This is a genomic window from Azospirillum aestuarii, assembly GCF_016632405.1.
Taxonomy (GTDB): domain Bacteria; phylum Pseudomonadota; class Alphaproteobacteria; order Azospirillales; family Azospirillaceae; genus Azospirillum; species Azospirillum aestuarii.
Genome location: NZ_JAEPIV010000036.1, coordinates 1 through 17,718, shown reverse-complemented (window position 1 = coordinate 17,718; position 17,718 = coordinate 1). Strand labels below are relative to the sequence as shown.

The following is a 17,718-nucleotide window of genomic DNA, read 5'->3' as shown; positions in this document are numbered from 1 at the left end:
GCCGTCCACCACATCACCTCACTGTGTCCGGGGCTTCCGTCCGAGCGTATCCGGCGTGCTTTGTTGCCGGTGATACGGAGGGGTGGGGGAGCACCTGCGCGGCCCTGGCGGATTTTTCATCCAGGAGCGATTTTTCCGCCAATGGCTGCAAATGCCGTGCGGACGCTGCGCAGGAGTCCGGCGGGTCGCCCCGTATCAACGGCGGGAACATTCCCAGGCAATCGGGGGCAGGGGCATGTCGGACGCGCTGGCCGGTGTCAACTCCATGGTGTCGGGCCTGACCGACTCCATCAACAACGCCATCTCCGCGCACCAGGCGCAGAAGGAGCAGGAGGCCGCCGCGGCGGCGAATGTCCAGGAGTTCCAGAAGCAGGTCAACAAGTCCGCGTCCAACCTCCAGGGTCAGGCGACGGACATGGGCATCCTGGCGAAGAACGTGACCCGCCTGAACGTCGTCAGCAATCTGGCGGCCGGCGACAAGGTGGACTTCTACCGCTTCCGCGTGACCAGCCAGGGCGAGGCGACGCTTGGCCAGGTCGGCGACGACGGGCTGCGGGTCCAGCTGATGACCAGGCTCGGCACCGTGATCGCCGACAGCGATTCCGACTCCGGGAAGGATTACGAGAAGTTCAAAAGTCTTCAATCCGGCGAGCTGACGCTGGACCGCGGCGAATACTCGATCCGCGTGACCCGCCAGAAGGGAGAGTCGGAAAAGGATGTCAAGAACTACGCCCTCCAGCTCCAGATGGGCGGCTACACCCAGGACTACGACACCGTCGCCAAGCAGCCGGACAAGAGTTCCAGCCCCTATCAGATGTCCACCGCCCAGCAGACGATGCTGAGCGGGCTGAACGACGCGATCACCAGCCTCTCCTCCATCTCCTATGGGCAGACCGGCACGGAGAAGCTGCTGGGCAGCTTCAACCTGTTCGTCTGACGGCGCTGCCGCACCGAAGAATAACGCAAGGCCATGACGGATCATCACGACAGCGCGCCGGCGGCGGGCCGGCGCGGCGGGCACGGGTCGCCTTGGCAGGCGGTTCTTTACGACCCGGCGCGGGCAGAAGGCGCCTTCCTGCTCGGGCTGGCGGCGGCGCGGCTGGGGCGGACGGAGGCGGCCATCCGCTGGTTCCGGCGCGCCCTCCGGCTGCAACCCGGCTGGGCGGACGGCTGGGCGGCGCTGGCCGACGCCTGCCGCCGCGGCGGGCGCTGGACAGACGCGGCGGCGGCCTTCGCCACGCTGCTCGCACTGGCCCCTGCCCATGGCGCGGCGCTGATCAACCTCGCGGTGCTGGAACGGGCCGCCGGGCGTCCGCAAAGGGCGGTGCGCCAGCTCTTCCGCGCCCTGGCGCTCGATCCCCGGCAGGCCGGAACCTGGAACAATCTGGGCAACGCGCTGCGGGATCTGGGCGCGACCGTCCAGGCCGCGGCGGCGTGGCGGACGGCGCTGGCGCTCGACCCGCAGCAGACGGACGCGCTCGGTAACCTGGGCGGCGCGCTGCGCGACCGGGACCGCTTCGCCGAGGCGCGGGTCGTGCTGCGCCGGGCACTGGCTCTGGCGCCGCAGCACGCGGCGCTTCACGGCGTCCTGGCCTATGCGCTGAGCGGCGAGGGCCAACTGGAAGAGGCGGAGCGGGCCTGCCGCCGCGCGCTGGCGCTGACGCCGGCTCTGGCCGACCCGCTGTGCACGCTCGGCCTGACGGTTCAGCGGCGCGGTGGCGCCGATGCCCTGCGCTGGTTCGACCGGGCCGCGGCGGCGTCGCCGGGCCACCCGCTCGCCCGCTTCAACCGCGGGCTGGCGGAACTGGAAGGCGGTGCGCTCGCCGAAGGCTGGGCCAACTACGCCTGCCGCTTCGCCGCCGGCCGCGCCGGACGGGAGCGGCGCTTCTCCATCCCCGAATGGCGGGGGGAGCCGCTGGCCGGCAAACGGCTGTTCATCTGGCGGGAGCAGGGGGTGGGGGACGAATTCCTGTTCGCCTCCTGCTACGCCGACGCCATCCGGCAGGCGGGGAGGGTGGTCATCGAGTGCGAGCCGCGCCTGCTGCCGCTGTTCGCCCGCTCCTTCCCCAAGGCCACCGTCCGGGCCGAGCAGCCGCTGCGCGGGCGGGCGCGGGTGGAGACGGTGGACTGCGATCTGCATATTCCCGCGGGCTCGCTGCCGCGTTATCTGCGCGGTGGGCTGGCGGACTTCCCGCCGCGGTCCTCCTGGCTGTTTCCCGATCCGGCGCGGATGCTGGACCGGCGGCAACAACTGGACGGCATCGGCGGCGACCTGCGCGTGGGCATCGCGTGGCGCAGCCAGCTGATGACCATGGAGCGGCAATGGTCCTATCTGCCGCTGGACGCGTGGGGGCCGGTGCTGGGCGTGCCGGGGGTAACCTTCGTGAACCTCCAGTACGACGACTGCGAGGCCGAGATCCTGCGGGCGGAGGCGCGCTTCGGCGTGCCCATCTATGAGCTGGAGCGGCTCGACCTGAAGAACGATTTCGAAGGAACGGCGGCGCTGACCGCCAACCTGGATCTGGTGATCGCGCCGGCCAATTCGGTGGCGGAACTGGCCGGGGCGCTGGGCGTGCCGGTCTGGCGCTTCGGCGCGCGGGACTGGACCCATCTCGGCAGCGGCGTGCGTCCCTGGTACCCGTCCATGCGGGTCTTCCATCCCCGCGCGGGCGAGCCGCTTTCCGCGGCGCTGGGGCGCATCGCGGCGGATCTTGGCCGCGCCGCCGCCCTGGCGCGCCGGGCGGGTGCGGAGGCGCCGGGGCCGCGTCTTCCCGCCCGCCCGGCGCGTCGCGACCACACCCAGGCCCCCTCGTTGCGGCGGCATTGAGCCGCGGCGGCCGGATGTTGCCGGGGCCGCCGCGCATCCTCGCCTTTTGACGGGTAGGGGATCAGACCGGACGATTGATGCCCGGCAAAGGAGCGGCATCGGGCGTCAAGGCGTCGGAGGATGCCGTCCCGGCGCCGGCTGTCCTGGCGCCGAAGGCGCGTTCGAAGATGCGGTCGGCCAGATCGGCGGGGGGCGTGGCCTCACCGTCCGTTTCCGCCAGAGCAAGGTCGATGGCCACCATCTCGTCCAGCATGGCCTGGGCCGCGATGGACTGGGCGAGAAGGCGGCGCGCCTCCCGCAGCGTCGCGCGGGGCCAGCGCTCCAGATCGCCGCCGTGGCGGTCCAGAAGCTCGCGAAACTCGTCTTCGGTCATCGCGTCATCCGTCTTCGAACGAATCCCTGGCGGCTTGCGCGCTGGCGCGCAACAGCGTGCGAAGCTGCTGACGGGCGCGTTTCAGCAGCGATTCCACAGCAGTTACACTGATTTGCATAATGGTCGCAACCTCGGCGCTGCTCAAGCCCTCGTTATAACAAAGGGCGAGGGCGGCGCGCTGCTGCGGCGGCAGCCGGTCCTGGGCGTCGCGCAGGCGGGCGGCCACCTGCCGGCGCTGGATGTGGGTGACGGCGTCGGGGGCGTGGTCCGGCGGCTCGGGCACGGAGTCCAGATCCTCGCCCGCCGGGCGGCGCTTGTGGTCGATGCAGCGGTTCACCACCACCCGGTAGAGCCATGTGGTGAATTTGGCCCCCTCGTCGGTCCAGTGGCCGCGCCGCTGCCAGACCTGGAGAAAGGCGTCCTGGGCGATGTCCTCCGCCTCGGCGTCGCTGCCGGACATGCGGCGGGCGAGCGCGTAGGCGCGCTTCAGGTGGCGGTGGACGAGCGTGCGGTAGGCCGCCTGATCCCCGGCACGGATGCGCGCCATCAGGACCTCGTCGGTCTCCGCCGCCAAGCCGGTCATGCCCCTGCCGGACACGGATTTGGAAAGGGTGCCGGACGGACGTGTGCCGTCCTCAGCCGAACAGGCCGCCGCGCGCATGATCCATGGATCTCCCGATCACGGATGCGTGCGACCCTTTGGCCGAAGCACCGGTTGAACTGGGGACCGCGCCGCGTTCTGCGGCGATGGTCTGCCAAGCCTTCGTCATGAAGGACAACTGGCGGATGATGGCCTCGGTCGCGGCCACGGGGTCCCGGCGCGCGGCGGCCAGACCGGCCTGCCGGACCAGGGACCGGTAGAAGCGCCGCAGCGTTGCCGCGACATCCCCACCTTTATCCAATTTCAGAAGCGAATCAAGCCCTAAGAGAATGGTGATGGCGCGGTCCATGGCCTGGAAATGGGCGTCGAAACGGCCGTCCCGCGCGGCGTCGCGCGCCTGATGCAGATGCGCCGCCGCCGTCTCGTACAGGCGGACGACGGCAACCAGGGGCGGCAGCGCCGCGCTGTTGGCGGAAGCGTAGGCGGACAGGGCCTTGGTCAGGGTCGGGTTGCGCATGGCGCGGCTTCTCCGGATGGGGATGCGGTGGCGTTGGCGGGCGCGCGGCGCCGTCAATCGTCGCTGCTTTCCTTGTATTTCAGCTGCTGGAGCAGGAGGTTCGCGGCCTCCGCCTTGGCCTCCAGCCGGGCGTAGTAGGCGGTCAGGCGGGTGCGGTAGTCCTCCGCCTTCGTCTTGATGTCGTCGGACCGCCGGGTCATGTCGGTGTTGTCGGCGTCGAGCTGCGAGACGATCCGGGCGATGTCGCCGCTGTCCTTCGCCGCGATGCCGTTGAGCGTCGTGTAGAGCCGGTCGGCCAGCCCTTGCGAGAAGCCGACGTCCACCGACCCGGTCTGACCGGTGTAGACCAGCACCAGTCCGGCAAAGGCGGTGCCGTCGTTGCCGATGATGCGGTTGCCGCTGACCCGGAACAGCGAGGAGTCGCCGTCCACCGACGCGCCGGACAGGGTCCCGTCCTCGGCCACCGTGATGTCCAGCGTAAAGTCCGTTCGGCCGAGGCTGCGGTCGTAACGCAGCAGCTCCAGGTCGGTGGAGGAGCTGGTCATCTCCAGCCCCAGCAGCTTGCGCACCGCGTCGATGTCGCCGGTCAGGGCGGCGTTCAGCGCCGTCTCGTCCACCGTCAGCGTGTTGTCGCTGGCGAAGGTGATGCCCAGGCTGGCCAGCGACACGGTGCCGCCGTCGTCCGTCGTCACCTTCGCGTTCAGCGCGTCGTAGACCGACTTTGTGACCTGCCGCAGCAGGCTGTCCGCGAACAGGGTGGCGTCGCTGCTCGCGGTGCCGCTGCTGCCGACGGTCTGATGGCTTTGGGCGAAGGCGCGGAAGGCGTTGTAGGCGTCCACGAAGCCGGTGATCGCGCTTTTGATCGACGCCAGGTCGGTGCCGATCTCCACCCCGATCGTCTGGCCGGGCAGGGCGGCGTAAAGGTCGAAGGTCAGCCCGTCGACGGCGTCGGTGATGGTGTTGCCGCTGCGCTCCACCCGCACCCCGTCCACGGTGACGACGGCGTTCCGTGCCGCCACCAGCTCGTTGGCGTAGCCGCCGTCCGCGTCGGTCAGGCCGAGGCCGGTGAGGACGCCGCTGCCGCCATCATCAAGTGTGATCGCCTTGCCGGTGTCGTTGGCGGTGAGGATGAGCTGGTACTGGCTGTCGGTCACCTTCACGATGCTGGCGGTCACACCGCTGGTGGATTTCCGGGCGTTGATGGCGTCGCGGAGGTCGGTCAGGGAATCCCCGGCCTCCACGTCGATGGACACCGCGGTGCCGCCCGCGACGCCCAGCGTGAGGGTGCCGGACTGGCCGAGCGCGGCGCTCTGGCTGGCGGTGGTCGCCGCACCGATCTTGTGGCGGGTGGCGACCTGCTCCACCACGATGGAATAGGTGCCGGTTTCCGCCCCGTCCGCCGCGGTCACCGACAGCACGTCGCCCGCCGCGGTGGAGCCGCCTCCCGACAGATAGGCGGTGCGCTCCTCGAACAGGTTGCTGCCGCCGCCGGTCGAGACGCTGCGGTTGCGCAGCCCGTCCAGCGACGTGTTCACAGCCAGCAGCAGGGATTGCATGTCCTCGTAGGCGGCGATCCTGGCCTCGTTGGCGGTGATGGTCGTGTCGATGCGGTCGGCGCGCGACAGGCGCTTCTGCACCGACGCCTCGACCAGCGACGAATAGTCGATGCCCGTGCCCGACCCGCTGGCGATCAGCGACGAGCTGCCGGTCGATGCGGCGGTCGAGGATGACGTCGAGGACACCGTCGTCATGGGCGTTGATCCGGGGAAAGGGGGAGCGGGCGAGGGAGAGGGCGGTGTGGTGCGTTCGGCACACGCCCGTCCCCCTCACCCTGACCTTCCCCATGGGGAAGGGGAGCGAAAAACCGCCTTACCGCAGCAGCGACAGCAGGTTCTGCGGCATCTCGTTGGCCTGGGACAGCACGGCGATGGCCGCCTGGGTCAGCACCTTGGTCGAGGCCAGCTCCGCCTGCTCCGCGGCGACGTCCACGTCCATGATCGCCGACTGCGCCGCCTCGGTGTTCTCGATGGAGGTGTCCAGCACCTGGCCGCGGAACTCGAAGCGGGAGATCAGGGCGCCCACGTCGGCCCGCGCGCTCGACAGCGTTTCCACCGCCGTGTCCAGCGCGGTCAGCGCGGCGCTCGCCGTGGCGGAGGTGCCGACGTCCAGCGTGCCGATGGACAGCCCGGTCGAGTTCACGTTGGCGATGGTGACGGTGATCTTGTCCGTGCTTTCGGTGCCCACGCGGAAATCCACGCCGGTGGCCCAGGCGCCGTTGCCGTCCAGCAGCGGGTCGTCGTTGAAGCGGGTGCCGGACGTGATGCCGTCGATTTCCTCGATGAGTTGCTGGAACTCGGCGTCCAGATAGCCGCGCTCGGTGTCGGTGACGGCGCCGGACAGCGACTGGGTGGCCAGCGAGCGCATGCGCTGCACGATGTCGGACACGCGGGACATGCCGCCGTCCGCCGCCTGGAGGATCGAGGAGCCGTGCGAGGCGTTGGTCGCCGCCTGCTTCAGCACCGTGATGTCGGAGGTCAGCGAGGTGCCGACGGCCAGCCCCGCCGCGTCGTCCGACGCCTTGGTGATGCGCGAGCCGCTGGCGATCTTGGAGACCGAACTCGACTGGTTCTCGGAGTTGATGTTCAGGTAGCGCAGCGCGGAGTTCGCCGCCGTGTTGGTGGAGATGACGGGCATGATGTGCCTCCTGGTCGGAGCCTGATCGGATGGTGGGGCCGCCTGTGCATCAGCCCTCATTGCGTCTCACGGCCGGCGCGGCGAAAGCTGGCGCGGAATCTTTGGCTCAGAGGAAATCGGTCAGGTTGGTCTGCTGGAGGATCTTCATCAGGCTCATGGTCGATTCCAGGTTGGCCTGAAGCTGTGACAGCCGCGTCGTCGCCTCCGCGAGGTCGATGTTGCGGATGTCCTCGACGTGGGTCTGGAGGATGAGCTGCTCCTCCAGGTGCCGGTCGATGGTCCGCTCCAGCGTGGCGGAGGCGGAGCCGAGCGTCGCCTGCACCACAGTCAGCCCGTCCGCCGCCGCGTCGGCGAGGTCGGACGCCTCGTCCACCAGGGCGGTGTCCACCGGGTTGGTCGGCATGTTGGCGATCAGGCTGATGGAGCGCAGCGCCTTCTCGATGGACGGGTCGTCGGCGGTGACGCCGTACTGGACGATGAGGTCGTCGGCGGCCTGGAAGTAGGAGACGCTGCCGTCGCCCTTGTAATAGCCGGTGTCGGCGGCGGAGGGGCTGGTCGCCGCCGGCAGGCCGTCCAACGACACCGGCGCACGGTCGGTGCGCCCCCCGGCGAACAGGTAGCGGCCCTCCTGCTGGGTGTTCAGCAGCCCGGCGAACTCCGTCATCAGGGCCTGCGCCTCGCTTTTGATGCCATCCGCGGCGCCGCTCCCGGCCCCCTGGAGGCTGGCGACGAGGCTGCGTACCCGGTTGGCGAGGTCGATCATCCCGCCCACGGCGTCGTGCATGGTCTGGATGCGCCCGCTGACCACCTCTCCCTCGTCGACATAGCGTTCGGAGCGGCGGTAGTGGCTCTCCAGGTTGACGAGGCGCCCGCTGTCGCCGGCGATGCCCTTGTAATCGACGGATTTCTCGCCGGTCGCTGCCTGCACCTGGGCGGCGGCCACCCGCGACTCCGCCGCCAGCATATAGCGGACGAGCTGGTTCTGGTGGTTGAAGGTCGCGATCCGTTCCATGCCGGTCCCCTTTCATATGCCTCATGCGCCGGCTCTCGGCGGATGCCGGTGGCATCCGCCTGCCGCCAGCGGGAACCCAGTTCCCGCGAGAGGCGGGCTCCGGCCGCATGCGCGGCCGGGACCGCAGTCGCGGTCCAAAGCGGATCGCAATCCGCTTTAGCGAACCAAATTCAGCGCCGTGTCGAACATCTCCTGCACCGCCTTCATGACCGCGGCGGCAGCTTCGTAGGCGGATTGCAGGGCGCTGATCGCGGCGGTTTCCTCGTTGACGTTCACGCCGCTCTGCGAGGCCATCGTGGACTCCAGCCCGCTGGCGTAGGAGTCCTGGTCCTCGTAGGCGGTGGCGGCGCGGGAGGCGGCGGTCGCCGCCCCCTGGACGATGGCGCCCGCATAGTGGGAGAAGGTGCCCGTCCGCCCGGACAGGCCGCCCGCCGTGTCGAAGGACTGCGTCCCGGAGAAGGCCGTCTTCAGTGCCTGCGCCACCGAGCCCTCCCCGGCGGACAGCGCCGATCCTCCGGCGGCCAGCGTCGCTGCGGTGGAGAGCGCGCCGGTCGCCAAGCGTCCGCTGTCCTGAGCGATCGCGTCGCTCACCCTCAGGTCGGCGGCGCCGGTGCCGGTCAGCAGGTCGTTCAGCCCGAAGCGGGCGGAGAATCCCTGGCCGTCCGCCCCCGCGGTGCCGTCGCCGCCCAGCGCCACGCCGTTCGCGGAGTCGTCGGCCTGGATGACCAGCCGCCCCTGGGCGTCGAGGTGGGCCGAGAGGGACTCCATGGCGTCGATGGCGTCCACCGCCTCCTGCACGGTGGTGTAGGCGGAGAGGTCGAGGTCCAGCAGCTCCACCGCCGTTCCGTCCGCCGCCGTGACGGCGACGCGCAGCGTGCCGCCGCCGTTCAGCGCGTCGCTGCCCGCAACGCCGGTGGAACCGGTCAGCGCGTTGGGCGGGGGGACTGCGGTGCCCTGGTTGTGGATGCCGTTCAGCGTGTCCTTCAGCGTCAGCGCCAACTCGTCCAGCCGGGCCTGCTGCGCCGGGAGGTCGGTGTCGCGGACCTGGATCAGCCCGCCCAGCGTGCCGGAGGAGACGGTGCCGGTGACGTCCTTCCCGTCGATGGTGATCGGGCCGAAGCTCGTCCCGGCGCCGACCGTCGCGGCGGGCGTGTAGGACAGCCGGTGCACAGCGGAGTCCAGAAGCGACGTGCCGGAGGATGTGGAGACGCGGACCATGCCGTTGGCGTCGGTCTGGTAGCGGATGTCGATGTCCCCGGCGAGGCTCTTGAGCGCGGTGTTGCGCTGGTCCTCCAGGTCGCTGGTGTCCTGGCCGAGCGCCTTGCCGGTCTGGATGCGGTCGTTCAGGTCCTTCAGCGTGTCGAGCGTGCCGTTGATCCGCGTCACCGTGTCGGCGATGGCGTGGTCGGCCTCGCCACGCAGGTCCTGCACCGCCTTGGAGGTGGAGCGCAGCGTTTCCGCCACCGCGGTCAGGTCGTCCACCGCCGCCGCCTTGGCGCTGCCGCTCTCCGGGGAGGTCGCCAGCGTGGCCAGCGTCTCGCCCAGCGTGTCGATGACCGAGCCGAGCGACGACGCGGAGGTCGTGGCGCCCAGCCGCTCCTGGAAACGGTCGAGATAGTCGCTGACCGTCCGGCTGAGGCCCAGTCCGGACTGCGCCGACACCAGTGACGTCAGCAGGTAGCGGTCGACCGTGTTGCCGATGCCAGCGACGTCCACCCCGGTGAAGCCGATGGCGGTGTCGCTCGCCGTCGCCTTGGCGGTCTTGCGGGTGTAGCCCTCCGTGCCCGCATTGGCGACGTTGGCCGAGGCGACCGCCATGCTCACCTCGTTGGTGCGCAGCGCGGAGGTGGCGATGCTGCCGGCGACGCGCAGGGACATGACGGCTCTCCTGTGCGGCGGGTCAGGCGGTGACGGCGACGCGCTTCGCGCCGGCCATCCGCCCGAGCGCCGCGTAGGAGCGCGCCGGAGTGGCGGCGGCGGCGCGCAGCGCCGCGCCGATGGCCGCCTGCCGGGCCTGCCGGGCCTTCGCCTGCGCCTCCAGCGCGCGCACCGACCGCCCGAGCGGGGCCAGCGCGCCGTCCAGCGCCTTGCGCACCGCCAGCCGGGTTTCCAACGGGATGCGCTTGCTCTGCGCCGCGGCCACCGCGTCGCGCAGCGTCCCGGCCTGGGCGTGCAGGAGCATCTGCATGGCGCCGGCCGCCCGCAGGGCGTCCACCGCGTGGCCATCCCGCGCGGCACTAGCGGCGCGCTCCGCGTGGTCTTCCAACTCCGCGACGAAGCGGGCGATGACCGCCACTGGGTCCGGGCGGGCGGCGGGCCGGGGAGGTGTGGGCGAGCCATGCGGGGTGGGGAGCATTGGAGGTCTCCTTGGAAAAAAGGGGAGAGGATCAGCCGCGCAGGGCGCCGGTTCGGCGGTAGGCGGTGGCGGCGCGCTGGGCGCTGCCGGTCTGCCGGATCGCCGCCTGCACCGCGGCCCGTGCCGCGGCGATGCGCGCCCGCAGGCCCAGCAGGTCGTCGATCAGCGCGAGGCGCTCCGCCGCTCCCGGAACCGGCTGGGACCGGTGGCGGTCCACCCGGCGGGCAAGGCGGCGCAGCTCGGCGTCCAGAACGGCTTCGCCGTCGAGAAGCGGTTGCGGCGGGTGCATGGCCGTCACCGTCAGCGCTTCATGGCGATCAGCGTGTCCATCATGTCCTGCGAGGTCGTGATGACCTTGGAGGCGGCGGAATAGGCCTGCTGCGCGACGATCATGCGGCTGAACTCGTCGGTCAGCTCGACCGTGGAGCTTTCCAGCGCGCCCGCCGTCACCGTCCCGGCCTTGGCGTCGCCCGCTGTGCGGAGCTGGTACTGCCCGGCTCCCGCCGTCTGGGTGAAGGTGGTGCCGGTGACGCTTTCCAGCCCGTCAGCGTTGGCGAAGGTGGCGATGGGGATCTGGTAGATCGCCCGCGTCTCGCCGTTGTCGAAGACGGCGCGGACGATGCCGTCCTTGCCGATGGTCGTGCCGGTCAGGGAGCCGGGCTTATAGCCGTTCTGCGTCGTGGTCTCGACGCTGACCGAGGGCGTGCTGTCGCCGGATGCGTGCTGGGTCAGCCCGTTGTTGCTGTTGGCGGTGCCGAGGTTCAGCGCGACCGCGCTGCCGCCGGCCCCGGTGGTCCATCCATCGACGGAGAAGGACAGGGCGGACAGGTCGGCGGCGGTCGTCGTGCCGTCCGCGGCCACCGTGGCGGCGGAGGCCAGCGTGCCGTCGGTGTTGAAGGAGAGCTGGATGGGGAAACCGGCGATGGTCCCGGTGGTCCGGGTGGCGTCGGAGGACATGACGGGGTCGGAGGCGTCCAGCTCCCAGCTGTTCTCGCCGGTCTTGGTCCAGCTCAGGGTGATGGAGTGGCTGACGCCCAGGCTGTCGAACATCTCCATGTCGGTGGTGAAGCTGTCGCCGGTGTCCGCGTCCGAGGGCAGGTTGGCGTCGATTCCCATGGTCGAGGTCGCCTTGGGCGTGCCCTTGATGTTGGCGACATTGACCGGGACGAGACTGTCCACCGACCCCTTGTTGCCGGCGGCGACGGTGCCGTTGGCGTTCAGCGCCCAGCCGTAGAGATAGTAGCCCTCGCTGTTCGACAGGTAGCCCTGGGCGTCGGTGGAGAAGGAGCCGTTGCGGGTGAAGGCGACGGTGCCGTCCGCGGTCTCCTCCGACACCACGAAGAAGCCCTCGCCGTTGATCGCCATGTTGGTGGAGACCGACGACGACTGGATCTCGCCCTGCGCGCTGATGTTGCGGTAGGTGGTGGCCAGCACGCCGCCGGTCTGCTCGTCGATGGTCGAGGTCTTGTTGATGTAGGAGTTGAAGTTCGTCCCGGTGCTCTTGAAGCCGGTCGTGCTGGAATTGGCGATGTTGCTGGAGATGGAGGCGAGCGCCTTGCTCTGCGCCATCAGGCCGGACGTGGCGCTGTACATCGCGCTGGTGATGCTCATCGTCGCACCTGTCGCAAGGAAATGGATGGGGGAGGGGGGGTCAGCTCAGCGACAGCACGTCGTCGGCGGACACGCTCACGCCGCCGATGCCCAGCGCCGCGGTGGTGCCGGAGGTGTCCACGGAGGTGACCGTGCCCTTGATTCGCGTCTCGGTGGCGATGGCGGTCTTGCCGGCGTCCTCCGCGGTGACGGTCAGGCTGTAGGCGCCCGAGCTGTGGACCGCGCCGTCGCGCCCCGTGCCGTCCCAAGTGAAGGAATGGCTGCCCTGGCCGGTGGCGCCGCTGTCCTGGTAGACGATGGCCCCGTCCTCGTCGCGCACCGTCAGGGTGACCGACGCGGCCTCGCTGTTCAGCGAATATTCCCAGTTGGCGGCACCGTTCTGCAGGGCGGTCGTGTCGCCCTCCGCCGTCACCGTCCGCCCGAGATAGCCGAGCGCCGAACTGCCGGTTCCCAGCGCCTGCACCGCCGAGGTCAGCTCGTCCAGCTTGTCGCTCATGGACATCTGCTGCTCCAGCGAGGAGAGCTGCACGAGCTGGCTGGTGTATTGCGCGGTGTCCACCGGGTTGGTCGGGTCCTGCACCTCCAGCTGCTTCAGCAGAAGCGTCAGGAAGGACTGGTAGCTGCCGGCCAGCGAGGCAGATGAGCTTTTGGCGGACGAGGTGGTTGTGACGGTCGAGGAGCTGAGCGAGTCAACCTGCATGGCGGCCTCCAGGATGCAGCCTCCCCGTCGCAGGAATCGGGGATTCCGCGCCCGTTTCGGCATGATGGTTCCGGCGTGTGGTCCGGGAGGAAGCGCCGCAGGGCGGAGCGTTGTCCCGTTCTGTGGCTATCCACGGAGGGGATCGGAAAAGCTGGCGGAGTTTTTTTGGTTCTGTTGCAGGGTTTGCCACGCAGGCCAGATCGCGTAGAACCCTGGCCGGTTCGGCAGCTGGGGTGACGGGGTGATGCGGTCGAAGAGGAACCCGTTCAAAGGGCGGCAATTCACGTCCGACGTCATCTTGTGGGCGGTGCGCTGGTACCTGCAGTTCCCAATCAGCTACCGCGATCTCGAGTGCATGCTGGCCGACCGCGGCGTTTCGGTCGACCACACGACCCTGTACCGCTGGATCCAGGTGAACCGCACCGGAGATCGACAAGCGCCTGCGCCCGCACCTGGGCATGACGACCGGCTCCTGGCGGGTGGACGAGACCTACGTGAGGGTGAAGGGGCGGTGGATGTACCTGTACCGCGCCGTCGACGCGCGTGGGCAGACCATCGACTTCCTCCTCAGTGCCAAACGCGATGCCGCGGCCGCGCGCCGCTTCTTCCGCAAGGCGCTGAGGCAGGCGCACACGGTCAACCCGCGCACCATCACCGTCGACAAGAACGCCGCCTACCCGAGCGCGACTAAAGTGATGAAGAAAGACAACGAGCTGTGGCGCTTTGCCAAGCTCCGACAAGTCAAGTATCTTAACAATATCGTTGAGCAAAATCACCGCCGGATCAAGCGGTTGGTCCGGCCAGGGCTCGGCTTCAAGAGCTTCCACACCGCGCGGCGGACCATCGCTGGCCATGAGGTCATGGCGATGGTGCGCAAAGGGCAGGTCGCCGCCATGCCCGCCAACGACATGTCGGCCCAGGTCGCCTTCATCGCCACCCTGTTCGGGGTTGCCGCCTAAAGTTGCTGAGCCGGGGGCGCGATCACCCTCGGCTAGACTTCGCAACGAAACCGTGCAGGCGGACCACCCGATCGTTGGCGGCGACAAGGACATGGAAAGGGGTGGGGTGGTGGCACGTGACCGATCGGGAGCGCTGTGGACGCTCCTGGTCGCCGCCGCAGGGCGGGTGTTGCTTTCTTCTGAAAAATTTCTTTGAAAAATCTGAGCGTCAAAGACATTGTTTTCTCGATACCAGAGCGACCCTATCCCTCCGGAATCAATGGTTTAATCAGAGTTTTTCTAAAGATAGTTTCTAATAGCAAACTTTGCTTAAGCAACAATGTGGGCTTCGGCGCAAATTCCTATCAATTTCTGATAAAGCTAGTACGATTCCAAAATTCAGGTCCATTCACCACCCCTCATGAGACGTGTGCGTGGGTGGGAATATCTGGCGGGAAATCCGAGCGGGTAACCGACGTTACGGATGCTTCAACACAGTTGAGATGGTGATGGGCTCCGCGTCGTTCAGCGCCTGACGCATCGCCCGCTCGTCGGTGAAACGGCCGCGCAGGAGCCGCCCCTCGCAGACCACTTCGACATGGTCGGCAGCGAAGGGCCAAGGATCGACAACCAGTTCCGCCGGATCGCCAGACGGTGAACGGACGTGGATCTCCGTCCGGGCCTCGCCGATGGTCGGAACATTGGGAATGCAAGCTTCGCTGGTGAGACCCCATCCGATCTGCAAGGACATGCGGTCCACAGCGGCGACAAGCAATCGGTTGCGCTCGATCGCTTGCGGGGAGAGAGCTGGCGAGTAACGCGGGTTGCCCGACAGCGCCTCGATGCAGGCGCGTTGGAAGCGGTGCTGGTCGTCCAAGAAGCGGCGAACCAGCGCGGCATCCTCCGGCGACGCCTTGGCGAAATCGAAAAAGCTGCCGTAGATCGTGTCGGCGTGCAGCGAGACGAGGAGGGCCGGATAGCGCCCGAACGCGAGCGCGCGGCGCACACCGTCCGTCCAAAGGCTGGTATGAATGGCCGTGCCGAGTTCCTGGAAGCTGTGCGGGCGGGCGGTCTGGGGGGCCAGCGTCGGGGCGACTTCCCAGGACAGCCAGCCGATGTCGTGCAGTTCCGCCCCGAGGCAGACCTCCTCGTAGGGTACGGGCGGAGCGAAGACCTCATTGCCCCAGGCGCGGAGCAACTGACCTGACAGCCAGGCATGGCTCGGCTGCGGGATGGCGATCACATCTTTGCCGACATCGCGAAACAGCATGGTCAATTCCTCCAGCTCATGGTCGAGCCCGAGGCTGGCGACCTGGGCCCTGTAAACGGATGCTGCCGGGGATCGTCTCTTTGGATGCAAGCGTGCCGGTCGGCCGAATGGATGGAACGCTCGTCCCGCTTACCCGATGACCCCAATTCGGCCATGGGCTTTTCCGCGTTTTCCTTGGCTTGGTTCAAAAAGCCCATGCTGCCCGGACGGTATGAGGCGCACCTCCAACCCCTGCGCAGAAGTCCCGCTTTGGGTCAAGCCGGGTTCATTGGCTCGGCAGGCTGGACGGCAGCTTCCTCGGGTTCCGCTGGCGGGGCGGGGACGGGCTCATCATCGTCCTCCTCCGGAGGGCGGCCAAGGCAGGCCCCATCAGGGCGGGCGAATGGTGACAAGGTCCGGGGTGCGGGTCGGTGAGACTTCATGGTGCCTCCTCACGCCAGAACAATGCCCAGGTGGCATCGTCATGGGGAAATGTTGAAAACCTACTTGCTGTCAGGCGTCTTGGCATACCGAATGTTGGGTGACGTGCGCATGCGGACCGAGACGATCTCTGGCTTGGCCGGATGAAAGGCAGCCCAATCCGACACCGCTGATCTTGCGCGTTTACCGCACGCAGTTGCCGACGATCTGGTAACAGAGGGTGGCGTCGCGGTTCTGGTTGTAGCGGACCTCGACGATGCGGTCCTCACGAAGCACGACCGTGGCCTCGCACCGATAGGTCCGGACATAGGTCGTAACGTCGGGCTCCCAGAGGAGCGGTCCCCGCGGTCCCAGCCACGGATTGGGTTCCCAATCGACGTCGCGGTCGATGAGGGTCTGTTGCCGGGTGTAGATCATGAACTCGGCGTCGCCGACGGCGGCCATGCGCTCCGGTACGCCGGCGCACGCCATTAGATCCCCCTTGCTCATGCCGACCATGGCCGTTGGCGCGCGCAACGCCAGCTCCGCCTGTGGGTTGGCGCAAGATCCCGTCAGGACGGCAACGGCCGCCAGAAATCCGCGACGCTGCACTGTCATTGTCCGCCCTTCGGCAATGGCCATGGCTGCTCCTGACCACCGCACCGCCGGCAAGATGGCGCGAAACCTGCCGGAACCTCTCAAAGGATGATGTTGCCGCCGAGAAGCTTGTCCAGGCCCTGCAGGGTGATCTGGAAGTCGGCACGGCCGTCTCCGTTGACATCGCCCTGCACCATGCCGCCCGCCCAGCGCAGCTCGCCGGCCTTGCTGTGGAACTCTGCGCTGTTGATGAAGGTGAAGGCTTGGTCTCCGCGCTGGCGGGTGTTGGCGTCGATGCCGCTCACGTCGAGGGTGTCGTCCATGGAGAAGTCGAGGATGGAATCGTGCTGCGCGCTGTTGCCCGCCTCTTTGACGCTCCGGATGACGAAGCGGTCCTTGCCGTCGCCGCCGGCCAGCAGGTCGACGCCCTCGCCGCCCTGGATCCAGTCATCGCCGACGCTGCCGAGCAGGGTGTCGTTCCCGCGGTCGCCGTACAGGGTGTCGTTCCCGAGCCCGCCGACCATCAGCTCGGCATTCTTCGAGCCTCGCAGGGTGTCATCGCCACCGAAGCCAAGCACCGCGTAATTGCCCTTCTTGGCGTCGGAGCGCAGCGTGTCGCCGTTTCCGGTGCCGGTCTTGAACTGCCAGCCCTCCTTGAACAGCCAGCTGTAATCGACGCCGGTGGCGTCCTTAGCCGCCGCCAGGAAGTTCGCGCGCGCCTGTTCCGGCGTGGCCGCGGCCTCCTTGGTGATGAGGCTTTGCCAGAAGCGGGCGTAATTGTCTTCGCCGAAGTCCTCGTAGAGGCGATGGAGCAGCGATCCCGCGAGGTCGGCACCGCCAAAGTTGTAGGGATTCTGTGGGGCGGTGTCGGTGGCCAGCGTGTTGCGCCAGTCGAGATTGGGGTTGGAGAAGTAGAGTTGTGACATGTCCTGCTGGATGAAGGTGACCAACTGGTCCCAACTGACCTGTTCGTTGAAGGGGCCTCCGTTGACGTCGGAGGCGTCCATGGACAGGAAGCGGTTCTCGATGGCGAACCCGGTCGTGAAGGACGGAAGGCCAAGGAGGGGCTGGTCGTAGAACCAGAAGTTCCGGCCGAGCTCGTAGAAGAGCACCTGGTCATAGAGGCCGGCGTCGCGCACCCCAGTGTAGAGGGTATTGAAATATGGGGGCATAATCTCGATTCCGGTGGAGCCTAGCCATCCGCATCCGGCACCACAGGTGTTTTCAACCTCGGCGATCGAGGCTTTGCCGTTGTAGGTGAAATTCGGACTCGGCTCTCGCCCGGTGATGCGTGCATAGAAATCATAGGCTTCGTCGAGTTTGGAGACGATGGTCTGCATCACGCCGGCGTCGAGGTCGGACGATTGAGTGAGAAGAACGATGTTGCGCCCCTCCCACGGGGTCAGTTCCAGCGTCTCGCCCTGAAACGACGTGTAGGCAACCATTTCTCGCCTCCTCAGCAAACATCTTCTTGCTTTGCGAGTGTTTGCAGGCAACCGAATGCTGTCGAGCGCAGGGAAGGGGAGTGTGTTATTGACGGTGGTAGTCTTCTTTCTACGGTCGGCGTTCCGACCGGTTGAGGATTACCTTCATTCGCAGGCTCAACCGATATTCGAGGAAGACGATCTGGTCGGAGGGTGTCACGCAGTAACGATAGAAGGTGCGCTCCACGATCCACCGCCAGCCGACCACGGCGAAGCCCTTCGTCTCGCGGGGACGCTTGACGATTGCCAGGTTGCGTTGCAGCTCGGTGGTGACCTGAGCTGGTCCCCGTTTCCCGGACAGATTTGCGGTTGGAATAAGCTTGGTTCAGGTTCGTGTCA

The 17,718-nt window shown here is 68.0% G+C and carries 16 protein-coding genes and 1 pseudogene; 3 read left to right on the top strand and 14 right to left on the bottom strand.

Annotation, left to right across the window (positions count from 1 at the left end; all coding sequences use genetic code 11):
* Window positions 1–235: 235 nt before the first annotated feature.
* Together JJL56_RS29365 and JJL56_RS29360 are read left to right on the top strand one after the other, a co-directional pair.
* Window positions 236–937, top strand: coding sequence for a hypothetical protein (locus JJL56_RS29365; RefSeq protein ID WP_200487364.1), 702 nt, complete (start codon window positions 236–238; stop codon window positions 935–937).
* Window positions 938–970: 33 nt separating this feature from the next.
* Window positions 971–2,827: a tetratricopeptide repeat protein gene (locus JJL56_RS29360; protein WP_200487362.1), complete on the top strand. Its 1,857-nt coding sequence runs from the start codon at window positions 971–973 to the stop codon at window positions 2,825–2,827.
* 61 nt (window positions 2,828–2,888) lie between these two features.
* On the opposite strand, the gene JJL56_RS29355 is transcribed toward JJL56_RS29360, so the two are convergent.
* The 11 genes from JJL56_RS29355 to JJL56_RS29305 form a co-directional block, all read right to left on the bottom strand.
* Entirely contained in the window at window positions 2,889–3,200 is a 312-nt protein-coding gene (locus JJL56_RS29355; protein WP_200487361.1) for a hypothetical protein, read from the bottom strand.
* Window positions 3,201–3,204: 4 nt separating this feature from the next.
* Window positions 3,205–3,783 carry an RNA polymerase sigma factor gene (locus JJL56_RS29350; protein ID WP_247890543.1) on the bottom strand — a complete coding sequence of 193 codons (579 nt, stop codon included), beginning with the start codon at window positions 3,781–3,783 and terminating at the stop codon, window positions 3,205–3,207.
* Between the two features lie 52 nt (window positions 3,784–3,835).
* Complete coding sequence (locus JJL56_RS29345) at window positions 3,836–4,318, bottom strand: flagellar export chaperone FliS (protein ID WP_200487358.1); 483 nt, start codon at window positions 4,316–4,318, stop codon at window positions 3,836–3,838.
* Window positions 4,319–4,371: 53 nt separating this feature from the next.
* Window positions 4,372–6,069 carry a flagellar filament capping protein FliD gene (fliD, locus tag JJL56_RS29340; RefSeq protein WP_200487356.1) on the bottom strand — a complete coding sequence of 566 codons (1,698 nt, stop codon included), beginning with the start codon at window positions 6,067–6,069 and terminating at the stop codon, window positions 4,372–4,374.
* A 118-nt stretch (window positions 6,070–6,187) separates the two neighbouring features.
* The gene (locus JJL56_RS29335) at window positions 6,188–7,012 is read right to left on the bottom strand and encodes a flagellin (protein ID WP_200487355.1); all 825 of its coding nucleotides are present in this window, start codon (window positions 7,010–7,012) and stop codon (window positions 6,188–6,190) included.
* Between the two features lie 106 nt (window positions 7,013–7,118).
* Window positions 7,119–8,024: a flagellin gene (locus tag JJL56_RS29330; protein WP_200487353.1), complete on the bottom strand. Its 906-nt coding sequence runs from the start codon at window positions 8,022–8,024 to the stop codon at window positions 7,119–7,121.
* A gap of 156 nt (window positions 8,025–8,180) precedes the next feature.
* Complete coding sequence (flgK, locus tag JJL56_RS29325; RefSeq protein WP_200487352.1) at window positions 8,181–9,902, bottom strand: flagellar hook-associated protein FlgK; 1,722 nt, start codon at window positions 9,900–9,902, stop codon at window positions 8,181–8,183.
* Window positions 9,903–9,924: 22 nt separating this feature from the next.
* Window positions 9,925–10,380: a hypothetical protein gene (locus tag JJL56_RS29320; RefSeq protein ID WP_200487350.1), complete on the bottom strand. Its 456-nt coding sequence runs from the start codon at window positions 10,378–10,380 to the stop codon at window positions 9,925–9,927.
* A gap of 31 nt (window positions 10,381–10,411) precedes the next feature.
* The gene (locus tag JJL56_RS29315; RefSeq protein ID WP_200487348.1) at window positions 10,412–10,669 is read right to left on the bottom strand and encodes a hypothetical protein; all 258 of its coding nucleotides are present in this window, start codon (window positions 10,667–10,669) and stop codon (window positions 10,412–10,414) included.
* An 11-nt stretch (window positions 10,670–10,680) separates the two neighbouring features.
* Window positions 10,681–11,991, bottom strand: a complete 1,311-nt coding sequence (gene flgE / locus JJL56_RS29310; RefSeq protein ID WP_200487346.1) for a flagellar hook protein FlgE — start codon at window positions 11,989–11,991, stop codon at window positions 10,681–10,683.
* A gap of 40 nt (window positions 11,992–12,031) precedes the next feature.
* Window positions 12,032–12,691 carry a flagellar hook assembly protein FlgD gene (locus JJL56_RS29305; RefSeq protein WP_200487344.1) on the bottom strand — a complete coding sequence of 220 codons (660 nt, stop codon included), beginning with the start codon at window positions 12,689–12,691 and terminating at the stop codon, window positions 12,032–12,034.
* A 244-nt stretch (window positions 12,692–12,935) separates the two neighbouring features.
* Between JJL56_RS29305 and JJL56_RS29300 the strand changes: the two are divergent.
* Window positions 12,936–13,650, top strand: a pseudogene (locus tag JJL56_RS29300) (IS6 family transposase).
* A 457-nt stretch (window positions 13,651–14,107) separates the two neighbouring features.
* Here JJL56_RS29300 and JJL56_RS29295 read toward each other — a convergent pair.
* The 3 genes from JJL56_RS29295 to JJL56_RS29285 all read right to left on the bottom strand — a co-directional run bounded on the left by JJL56_RS29295 (window position 14,108) and on the right by JJL56_RS29285 (window position 17,340).
* On the bottom strand, window positions 14,108–14,899 hold the full coding sequence (locus JJL56_RS29295) for a DUF3891 family protein (RefSeq protein WP_200487342.1): 792 nt from the start codon (window positions 14,897–14,899) through the stop codon (window positions 14,108–14,110).
* A gap of 603 nt (window positions 14,900–15,502) precedes the next feature.
* A complete protein-coding gene (locus JJL56_RS29290) occupies window positions 15,503–15,940 on the bottom strand; it encodes a hypothetical protein (RefSeq protein WP_211112006.1) in 438 nt (145 codons plus the stop codon).
* A 56-nt stretch (window positions 15,941–15,996) separates the two neighbouring features.
* A complete protein-coding gene (locus JJL56_RS29285; protein WP_200487340.1) occupies window positions 15,997–17,340 on the bottom strand; it encodes a calcium-binding protein in 1,344 nt (447 codons plus the stop codon).
* Between the last annotated feature and the right edge of the window lie 378 nt (window positions 17,341–17,718).

Excerpts from the sequence above, each read along its gene's own strand:
- JJL56_RS29355 (WP_200487361.1), bottom strand. The coding sequence starts at position 3,200 with ATGACCGAAGACGAGTTTCGCGAGCTTCTGGACCGCCACGGCGGCGAT.
- flgE (WP_200487346.1), bottom strand. The coding sequence starts at position 11,991 with ATGAGCATCACCAGCGCGATGTACAGCGCCACGTCCGGCCTGATGGCG.
- JJL56_RS29290 (WP_211112006.1), bottom strand. The coding sequence starts at position 15,940 with ATGGCCATTGCCGAAGGGCGGACAATGACAGTGCAGCGTCGCGGATTT.
- JJL56_RS29365 (WP_200487364.1), top strand. The coding sequence starts at position 236 with ATGTCGGACGCGCTGGCCGGTGTCAACTCCATGGTGTCGGGCCTGACC.
- JJL56_RS29350 (WP_247890543.1), bottom strand. The coding sequence starts at position 3,783 with ATGACCGGCTTGGCGGCGGAGACCGACGAGGTCCTGATGGCGCGCATC.
- JJL56_RS29295 (WP_200487342.1), bottom strand. The coding sequence starts at position 14,899 with ATGCTGTTTCGCGATGTCGGCAAAGATGTGATCGCCATCCCGCAGCCG.
- JJL56_RS29285 (WP_200487340.1), bottom strand. The coding sequence starts at position 17,340 with ATGGTTGCCTACACGTCGTTTCAGGGCGAGACGCTGGAACTGACCCCG.
- JJL56_RS29320 (WP_200487350.1), bottom strand. The coding sequence starts at position 10,380 with ATGCTCCCCACCCCGCATGGCTCGCCCACACCTCCCCGGCCCGCCGCC.
- fliD (WP_200487356.1), bottom strand. The coding sequence starts at position 6,069 with ATGACGACGGTGTCCTCGACGTCATCCTCGACCGCCGCATCGACCGGC.
- JJL56_RS29335 (WP_200487355.1), bottom strand. The coding sequence starts at position 7,012 with ATGCCCGTCATCTCCACCAACACGGCGGCGAACTCCGCGCTGCGCTAC.
- JJL56_RS29345 (WP_200487358.1), bottom strand. The coding sequence starts at position 4,318 with ATGCGCAACCCGACCCTGACCAAGGCCCTGTCCGCCTACGCTTCCGCC.
- JJL56_RS29330 (WP_200487353.1), bottom strand. The coding sequence starts at position 8,024 with ATGGAACGGATCGCGACCTTCAACCACCAGAACCAGCTCGTCCGCTAT.
- JJL56_RS29305 (WP_200487344.1), bottom strand. The coding sequence starts at position 12,691 with ATGCAGGTTGACTCGCTCAGCTCCTCGACCGTCACAACCACCTCGTCC.
- JJL56_RS29360 (WP_200487362.1), top strand. The coding sequence starts at position 971 with ATGACGGATCATCACGACAGCGCGCCGGCGGCGGGCCGGCGCGGCGGG.
- JJL56_RS29315 (WP_200487348.1), bottom strand. The coding sequence starts at position 10,669 with ATGCACCCGCCGCAACCGCTTCTCGACGGCGAAGCCGTTCTGGACGCC.
- flgK (WP_200487352.1), bottom strand. The coding sequence starts at position 9,902 with ATGTCCCTGCGCGTCGCCGGCAGCATCGCCACCTCCGCGCTGCGCACC.